We start from the raw sequence: 9,194 nt of genomic DNA on the forward strand, positions 1-9,194 counted from the left end.
TTCCGAAGCGTTTGTGATGTTCGATCTCGAACAGGATCAGTTCGTTGATGAACTGCCAGTGCCTCCGGAGCCGCCGATACGTCGCTCGACGCAGGTTGCGTGCTTCCTCATCGGTGAAGTGAGACTCCAACGAGATGAGCACCACCAAACCAAGTGCGTGGGAACGGGGCTTGCCCATCGCGGGACCGTTGTGGGATGGATGAGGAAATCAGCGCAGTCTGGCAACGCGAACTAGTGGACTGGCGGGTGGCCATGCAGGCCATGCGCTACTCGCCTCAGACGATTGACCTGCGGTTTTACCATCTGCGACGCCTCGCGAGGGCTGGTCTTGCGAACTCGCCGTGGCGGCTGTCCGCAGAGTCGCTCGTCGACTGGGCTGGGCAGCATGCATGGAGCCGCGAGACGGCCAGGGCGTTCAGGACGTCCGTGAGGGCCTTCTGGGCGTGGGGTGTGAGTACCGGACGGACCAAGGTCAACGTGGCCGAGGCGCTTCCGATGGTTCGGCCGCAGGAACCTCGGCCGCGGCCCGCGCTGCCGGAGACCGTCGCCGTCGCCCTAGCCACGGCCGAGCCGCGGGTGGTGTTGATGGTTCGGCTGGCGAACGAGCTTGGGTTGCGACGCGGTGAGGTGGCCCAGGTCGACACCGCTCATGACCTGGTGAGCGATCCGGCCGGGTGGTCGCTCGTCGTCCACGGCAAGGGATCGAAGAACCGCACCTTGCCGCTACCTGAGGGGCTGGCCGATACTCTTCGGGCCGCGGAACCGGGATACCTCTTCCCCAGCCCCCAAGGTGGGCATCTCTCCGCCCACTGGGTCGGCACGCTGGTGTCGAAGGCCCTGGGTGACGGAACCACGATGCACCAACTCCGCCACCTGTGCGCGACGCAGGTACACGACGAAACACACGACCTGCGGCTCGTGCAGACGCTGCTCGGGCACGCCTCCGTTGCTACGACGCAGCGCTACGTCGCCGTGGACGATGCGAACGTCCGAGCCGCCGTAGTCGCCCGTTCTGAGCGATGGCACGCCACGAGTGTCCCACCCCATCAATATGGTGTCCCTCATGAGCGAATTGCTGCCGAGCGTCCAAGCGCCGGAAATCCAGGAGAGTCTGCTGGATTACCTCGCGACGACGTTCTCGCTCGCGGACGAGGACGCCCGAGCCTCGCTCCTGGACTTCCTGTCGAATCCGGAGAAAGGGATCTTCAAGGGCCCGTATCTGCGGCTCCGCCTGCCATTCCAGCCGGCCAAGGACGGCTGGCGAGACTCGTTGGAGTGGTACGACGGCTTCACCCCCTACGGGCATCAGGCCGCAGCCTTCGAGCGTCTGACCAGCCTTGGGCGAGATGGCTCCAGGCCACTGCCCACCTTGGTCACTACTGGCACGGGTTCGGGAAAGACCGAGGCGTTCCTTTACCCGATCCTCGACCACGTGCTGCGGGCCCGGCGCAGGGGAGTGTCAGGGATGAAGGCGCTGATTCTCTACCCGATGAACGCTCTGGCCAACGACCAGGCCTCGCGACTGGCGAATCTCCTGACGTCCCAACCGGATCTCCAGGGCGTGACCGCGGCCCTCTACACCGGGGAACAGGGGCCGCAACGCACGGTCGTCACCCAAGAGGGGCTCATCACCCAGCGGGGAGTGATCCGCAGCGACCCGCCGGACATTCTGCTGACCAACTACAAGATGCTCGACCAACTGCTGCTCCGCGAAGAGGACCAGAGGATCTGGGCGGCCAGCGCGACCAGCCTGCAATACCTGGTGGTGGATGAGTTCCACACCTATGACGGGGCGCAGGGCACCGACGTCTCCATGCTGTTGCGGCGCCTCGGCCTCGCGCTGAAGAGCCACTGGCCGGCCGGAGATACCTTCACGGCCGCCGATCGGGCTCGCCCGCTGGGCATCATCACGCCGGTGGGCACGTCCGCGACCCTCGGTGACAAGGGCGATCCGGCGGCGATGCTGGCGTTCGCCCGCACGGTTTTCGGTGAGGAGTTCGGCGACGACGCCGTCATCACCGAATCCCGACTTTCTGCGGAGGAGTGGATCGCCGGGGCACATTCACCCTTCGAACCACATCTGAACCGCGAGGCCATTGATTCCGTCATCAACGTGGCCGGCGGCGAGTCCTCGGGACGGCGGATCGCCGAATTGGTCCTGAGCGGCATCGTCCGAGACCACGAGGGGCGACACCCCGATCTCGGCGCCGCCACCGCCGACGAACTGCTCACCCTGGTCAAGGCGCTGCCATTGACGGCAACGCTCATCGAGGCCGCGAGCCCGGCCGCGTCCCTGGCGGACATCGCCCCGCGCGTGCTCCCCGCGGTGACCATCGACGCGAAGGGACAGGCTGCGGCCGAACAATTCCTCCTGCTCTTCGCCGCTGCCCTCAGCCACATCCGCAAGGAGGTCGGACGCTCGGCCTTGTCGGTCGACCTGCACCTCTGGGTCCGAGAACTCACCCGGATCGACCGAGTGGCCGCCAGTACGCCCCACTATCAGTGGTCCGACGACGTGCATCTGACCGGCCACGGCACCGCGACCGAAACCTCGGCGGGCGAGGCATACCCGGCGATGTACTGCCGGCACTGTGGGCGTTCGGGATGGTCGGTGGTGCGCGCCCCCATCGGCGGCTTCGACCTGCAGGGTGCCGATGCCCAACAGATCCGCACGGCCCGCGTCATGGGCAACGAGGATTTCCGGGTGCTCATCCACGCTCCGGTCGAAGCCGAAGCCGAAGCCGAGAACGAGGCGGATGCGGCGACACTCCAGGACCCCGACGACCCCCGCCTTCTCTGGTTCAACGTGGGGGAGCGTCGAGTGCTCAGCCAACGCCCCAACGCCGACGATGAGGACCTCGCCTCCGGGCGCATTCTGCCCGTCCTGGCCCACGCGGGGCCGAACGCCGGGCGCCTCTCCGAGAGCGACGTCTGCCCCTCGTGCTTGAAGAAGGACGGCATCCGCTTCCTCGGCTCCGCGATCGCCACCCTGCTCTCGGTTTCTCTCTCGACGATGTTCGGCAGCGATGACCTCGACCAGGCGGAGAAGAAGGCCCTCGTCTTCACGGACAGCGTGCAGGACGCTGCCCACCGCGCAGGGTTCGTGCAAAGTCGATCGCACAGCCTGACCCTGCGCGCCGTCCTCCGAGCCGCGGTCGGCGACGAGCCGGTCAGTCTCGACCGGCTCGTCGAACGCGTCATTCGGCAGGCCGGCGCAGACCCGCACCGTCGCTACCGAATCCTCCCGCCCGAATTCGCGGATCGCGCCGAGTTCACCGCCTTCTGGCAGAACCCGGAGCGGAGCAAACGGCGGGTGGAACGACGGGTGAGGCGCCGACTTCTGTTCGATGCCGTGCTCGAGTTCGGCCTGCAATCCCGCCTGGGTCGCACGCTCGAACTGACCGGAACCTTGGCGGCCGAGGTCGACGTCGAACCGAGCGTCATGCTCAAGGCGGCCGCCGAGGCGGAACGGATCTGCGGCATCGAGCACCTCGCCGGCACGGGCATCACCGATGTGCAGCGAGCCGGCTGGGTGCGCGGTGTTCTCGAGCGGATGCGGACCGAAGGCGCGATCGAGCACGAGTGGTTCCGCAAGTACCAGCAGGAGGATGGGCGTCGGTACTCGATCTGGGGTGGACGACCGCGCTCCGATGGCATGCCGGCCTTCCCACGCGGGCGCAGCGCCCCCGGCTATCCCCGGATCGGTGGTGGCTCGGGCCAACGCGAATCCGATCTCGTGCCCGTCGCGGGTGCCCGGAGTTGGTATGCGGTCTGGACCGCGCAGACCCTGGGGCTCACGGCGCAAGAAGGAGCTTCGCTTGCCGTGGCGCTGCTCAAGCACCTCGCCTCCGTCGAGGTCATCACGGCGGTCAACACCAACTCGGGTGGGCAGGTCTTCGAGATCCCGCAGGAGGCGGTGCTCGTCGGCCAGGTCGATGACGACGCCTACGCCCGGGGTCGCAACCTCCTGGCCTGCGACACGTGTGGCTCCCTCGTGCCCGGCTCCGCGCGGGTGGTCGACGAACTTGACGGATTCCCGTGCTTCGTCGTGCGGTGTCACGGTCGCCTGGCGCGGTTGGCCGGGCAAGCGGGCAACTTCTACCGCCGGCTCTACGGCGCGACCGACGTCACGCGCGTCGTCGCGCGTGAGCACACCAGCCTGCTGGACGACGAGACCCGCCTGCTCTACGAGAACCAGTTCCGAGCCAGCGCCACTGACCCGCAGGCCCCCAACGTGCTCGTCGCGACCCCCACTCTCGAGATGGGTATCGACATCGGTGACTTGTCGACGGTCATTCTCGCGTCCTTGCCACGGAGCGTCGCGTCGTACCTGCAGCGCGTCGGTCGCGCCGGGCGCCTCACCGGTAGCGCGCTGAACCTCGCGTTCGTCTCCGGGCGCGGAGAACAGTTGCCCAGGCTCGGCGATCCGCTTTCGGTCATCAACGGCCAGGTCAGGCCTCCGGCGACCTACATCGATGCCGAGGAGATCCTGCGCCGGCAGTACCTCGCGTCCATTTCCGATCGTTTGGCGCGACAGGGCGACGCCCCACACCCGCACACGCCGAAGCAGGCCATGGGATCGGTGGACGAGGGGAGTTACCTGCGTGCACTCATCACCGGTGCCGAGGAGGCGGCGAACCTCGAGGAGTTCCTCAGTGCCTTTGCCGACTTGGGGGAGGGGGCCCGATCGCGGCTGAAGCAGTGGTCCACCGTGACGGGCGGCCCGGCCACGAGCGACCTGTCGGTGTACGTGCACGAGCAGAGCCACCGGTGGACGCATCAGGTCGAGTCGCTGCAGCACCACATCAAGGAGATTCAGGAGCGAGTGCCGGAGCTGCAGGAGCACGCGGCGCTCCCCGCCGCCTCGACGGAGGATCAACTTGCGCTGCGCACCGCCAAGGCTGCGCTGAAACTGGCGCGACAGCAGGTCAGCGACCTCACCGGGGTCGAGGCCTACTGGATCGGCGTACTCGAGGAGTACGGGCTGCTGCCCAACTACACCCTGCTCGACGACTCCGTTGAACTCGACGTCACGCTGAGCTGGATTGACCCCGACACGCAGGAGTACCAGTCCGAGCCCGCGAGTTTCAGCCGGCGAGCCGCCCTGGCGCTTCGTGAGTTCGCGCCCGGAGCGACGTTCTACGCCCGCGGCTACAAGGTCGTCATCGACGCCGTCGACCTCGGATCTGATGCGGAAGCCATCCACCGCTGGACCCTGTGCCCTTCGTGCGGCTTCAGCCGAGACCTCGTTGACGGAGCAGCGCCAATGACGTGTCCGCGCTGCGGCGACGCCGGTATTGCCGACGTGCGACAAACCCTTGAGGTGGTCGAACTCGAACGTGTTTCGTCGGCGATGCGTCGCGAGGAAGCCGCGATCGACGACGGCCGGGACGAGCGCGAGCGCGTGACGTTCCAGGTTGTGACGACCGCGGACATCGGCGAACCACGCCAACAGTGGTACATCGAGGACTACCAGTTCGGTGTCAAGCACCTGCCCCGCATGACGATCCGCTGGCTCAACCTCGGTCGCGTGACCGATCAGGGCTCCGGTTCGACAATGATCGCGGGAGACGAGTACTCGGCACCCCTCTTTCGCGTGTGCGCAGCGTGCGGTGCCCTCGACTCCCGTACCGGGCAGAACAACCCGGCCGAGCACCGCCCGTGGTGCCGATATCGCAAGGCGACCGAGGAGAACGTGCGGAGCATCGCGCTGTCACGCACGTTGGTCACCGAGGGTCTGGTCGTGCGGTTGCCGCCCGTGCTCTCATACGGCGACCACTTCGCCATCCCCAGTCTCATGGCGGCGATCCGCGTCGGTCTGCATGAGTACCTCGGCGGGGCACCCGATCACCTCGCGATCGAGCAGATCGTCGACCCGCACCTGAGCGATGGCTCCGAGAATGCCGATGCGCTGTTGCTGCACGACACCGTGCCCGGTGGGACCGGCTACCTCGCCGAACTCGCGGACCCGGAACGGTTCTACGCACTCCTCCATCAGGCGTGGGAAGTGGTGCGGGACTGCCCGTGCCAGGACGAGGGGCGGATGGCGTGCCATCGCTGTCTGACACCGTTCATCAACTCCGCCAACCAACGGCGAGTGGCACGCGTCAGTGCCGAGGCGTCACTGCGCGCGATTCTCACGGGCGGTCAGGAGGGCGAACCCGCCTCCGGAATGGCCTGGAAGGTGACGGACACCACCACGCCCTACGACCCGGAGACCCACATCGAACAGCGGTTCCGACGAGTGCTGCGTGAGCGCCTCGAAAAGGGGCTGGGTGCCAGTGTGCTCGAGCACCCGTCAGCACACGGCACCCGCTGGACCATCAACCCGGGCGCTGGGCGCACCTGGTCGATGGAGCCGCAGTTGGCGCTCGGCGGTGTCCAGCCCGACTTCGTGTTCACCTCCAGCGATCCGGCAGTGCCGCGGATCGCGGTGTTCTGTGACGGCTGGAAGTTTCACGCGAGCCCGGCGATCAACAACATTGCTGCGGACGCAGACAAGCGGCAGAGCCTGCGCGACCATGACTTCGTGGTCATTGCCGTGACGTGGCAGGACTTGGAGGATGCCGAGGCCGGAACCGTGACGCCCCCGATCTGGTTCTCCGACAAGCAGTGGACCCGCGTCATGAGCGCGACGAGGGCCTTGAAGCCGGGGATGGTTGACCTCGTGCGAGGTGGTCCGATCGATCACCTGACCGCATGGATCAGCAATCCCGACAAGGATGCGACGAGTGCGCTCGCCGAGGCGCTGCCGCTACTCCTGCTGGGGCAGGGGGCGCGAGGTCGATCCGACGGGTCCAGATCGCTCGTCGCCTGCGCCAAGGAATTCGCCGACACGAACCGCGTGCCGGAAGAGGGCGATCGAAGTCTCTGGACGTGGCGCAGTGACACGTTGACCGTGGTGGCGCGCAACGCACACGAGAACGGTGAGGCAACCGAGATCGCCGTGGTGCTCGATGATCGCCCCGATCAGCTTGGTCAGGAGCACCGCCAGGCATGGCAGGACTGGCTCCGGCTGTCCAACCTGCTGAATCTGCGGTTGCAGAACGCGTACATCACCGCGTACTCGCTGGCGGATTCGGCGCGGATCACCAGCGCCGCGGAGCCGACGGCGCTGCCCGAGCCGTGGGAAAGCCTGCGAAACGAGGCCACCGGTGACGAACAAGAGCTCCTGGTTGACCTCGCGCACGCGCAGATCGCGGTGCCGGTGCTCGGATTCGAAACGGCCGATGGCATCCCGATCGACTTGGCCTGGCCCGATCAGAGGGTGGCCGTGCCGCTGTCCTTGGACGAGGGCGCGAAACTTGAACTCGTGGCGGAAGGCTGGCGTCTCGTCGAGGCGGACGTGCCAGCCATCAGCGCCGCACTGGCGGCAGAAGGAGAGCAGTAGTGGCGCACATTGTGCTGGGTCCCCAGCAGCATGCCCCCGACGTGGACTCGGCCGTGCGAGCGAAGGCCTACAACTTCCTCGCGAAACTGCAAAAGGACGACACCGTCCCCGGCCTGCACATCGAGCCCATCAAGCGAGCCGTCGACTCTCGCGTGCGCACCGGGCGAGTCGATCACTTCTGGCGTGCGGTCATGTTCAGGGTCGTCGGCGATGAGCCGGTCTACGTGTATCTCGGAGTCTGGCCGCACGACGATGCGATCACGTTCGCCCAGCGTGCCCGTCTGGCCGTCAACCCGGTCAACGGCATTGCCGAGCTGCTGATCGCCGACGCTTCCGCGCAGGCCTCCGACTCGGAGCCGGCTCGGCCGGAGCCGGTGGAGTTGCCGGCGGCGCCGAATCTGACCCAACAGAGTGCGCCGGAGCCGCCGAGCCAGGCCGAGGCGCCCGTCAGCGTGCCGAGCGAACCCATTCTCACGAGCCTCGGGCTGACCGAGCAGGACCTGGCCGGGCTCGGCCTGAACGACGAACTGGTCGAATTGGCGCTGGAGGCGACGGGCGAGGACGAGATCGCGGCGATCGCGGATGCGGCGGTCACCTGGCAGGGCGTCGCCCTACTCGACTTGGCCTCTGGCCGCACCGTCGCGGACGTCAAGGCCACCTTGGACATCGAGCAGTCTTCGAAGAGTGAGCCGGCGCCGGAGGGCGTGCAGACCTCGGACGACGAGCTGCGTCAGGCCCTGAGCCACCCAGCGGCGCGACTGCAATTCGCCTTCATCGAGGACAACGAGGAACTGCGACGGGCCATCGAGGACGGTGACTTCGCCGCGTGGCGGGTGTTCCTCCACCCGGAGCAGCGCCGCTATGCCGAGGGCTCGTGGGGTGGGCCCTTCCGGTTGTCGGGGGGTGCCGGTACTGGCAAGACGGTGGTGCTGTTGCACCGTGCGCGCCATCTTGCCCACCTCAATCCGAGCGCGCGCATCATGCTCACCACGTTCAACAAGACGCTGGCGGACGGTTTGCTGCGTGATCTGAAGACGCTCGACCCGGCGCTCCCGATCGCCGAAACCCTCGGCGCTCCGGGGATCTACGTGCGCGGCGTTGACGCCGCTGCGCGTGCCGTCATCCAGGCGAATTCTGGGGCCGTAGCTCGTGTCCTGCCGAAGGTGCTGGGATCGCGAACCGCCGAAGTCGGGGCGATCACGCATCGCCATGCCTGGCGAGACGCCGTCGCCAGTGCGGGCACCGACCTGTCGGTGGACCTCGCCAACCCGACGTTCTTCCAGGCCGAGTACTCCTCGGTGATCCTGCCGCAGCGCGTCACGACGCTCGAGGAGTACGTCAAGGTGCGTCGACCCGGTCGGGGTGTCCCCTTGGATCGCACGCGACGGCGGGCCGTGTGGGCCGTCGTGGAGTCGTACCGGCTCAGCGCGGGTATCGCGGGAAGCGTGGACTTTCCAGAGTCTGCCGCGTTGGCCGCCGAACTGCTCGATCTCACCGGCGATCGCCCGTTCGATCACGTCTTGGTCGATGAGGGGCAGGACCTGGCTCCTACCCAGTGGCAGTTCCTCCGCGCGATGGTTGCCGAGGGCGCCGACGACCTGTTCATCGCCGAGGACTCCCACCAACGGATCTACGGGCGGAAGGTTGTCCTGGGTCGGCTCGGCATCCGCATCGTCGGCCGCTCGCAGCGCCTCCGCCTGAACTACCGGACGACGGCGCAGAACCTGCGGTACGCGGTCAGCGTGCTGGCGGGTACCGAGTACGTCGACTTGGAGGAGGAGGCCGAGGACACCAGCGACTACCG

At 67.3% G+C, this 9,194-nt stretch carries 2 protein-coding genes and 1 pseudogene; all 3 read left to right on the forward strand.

The genetic code is table 11. From position 1 onward, the window contains the following. Positions 1 to 585 precede the first annotated feature (585 nt). Positions 586 to 969 (forward strand): annotated as a pseudogene (locus KD1_RS17695) (tyrosine-type recombinase/integrase); the annotation flags it as partial. A gap of 94 nt (positions 970 to 1,063) precedes the next feature. Beyond that, positions 1,064 to 7,390, forward strand: coding sequence for a DEAD/DEAH box helicase (locus KD1_RS14520; RefSeq protein ID WP_068403108.1), 6,327 nt, complete (start codon positions 1,064 to 1,066; stop codon positions 7,388 to 7,390). After that, on the forward strand, positions 7,390 to 9,194 hold a 1,805-nt coding region (locus KD1_RS14525), incomplete at its 3' end, for a UvrD-helicase domain-containing protein (RefSeq protein WP_068403110.1). The genes KD1_RS14520 and KD1_RS14525, both read left to right, overlap by 1 nt.

Origin of the sequence: Kribbia dieselivorans NBRC 106261 (genome assembly GCF_001552435.1) — a bacterium.
GTDB classification, from domain to species: Bacteria; Actinomycetota; Actinomycetes; order Actinomycetales; family Dermatophilaceae; genus Kribbia; species Kribbia dieselivorans.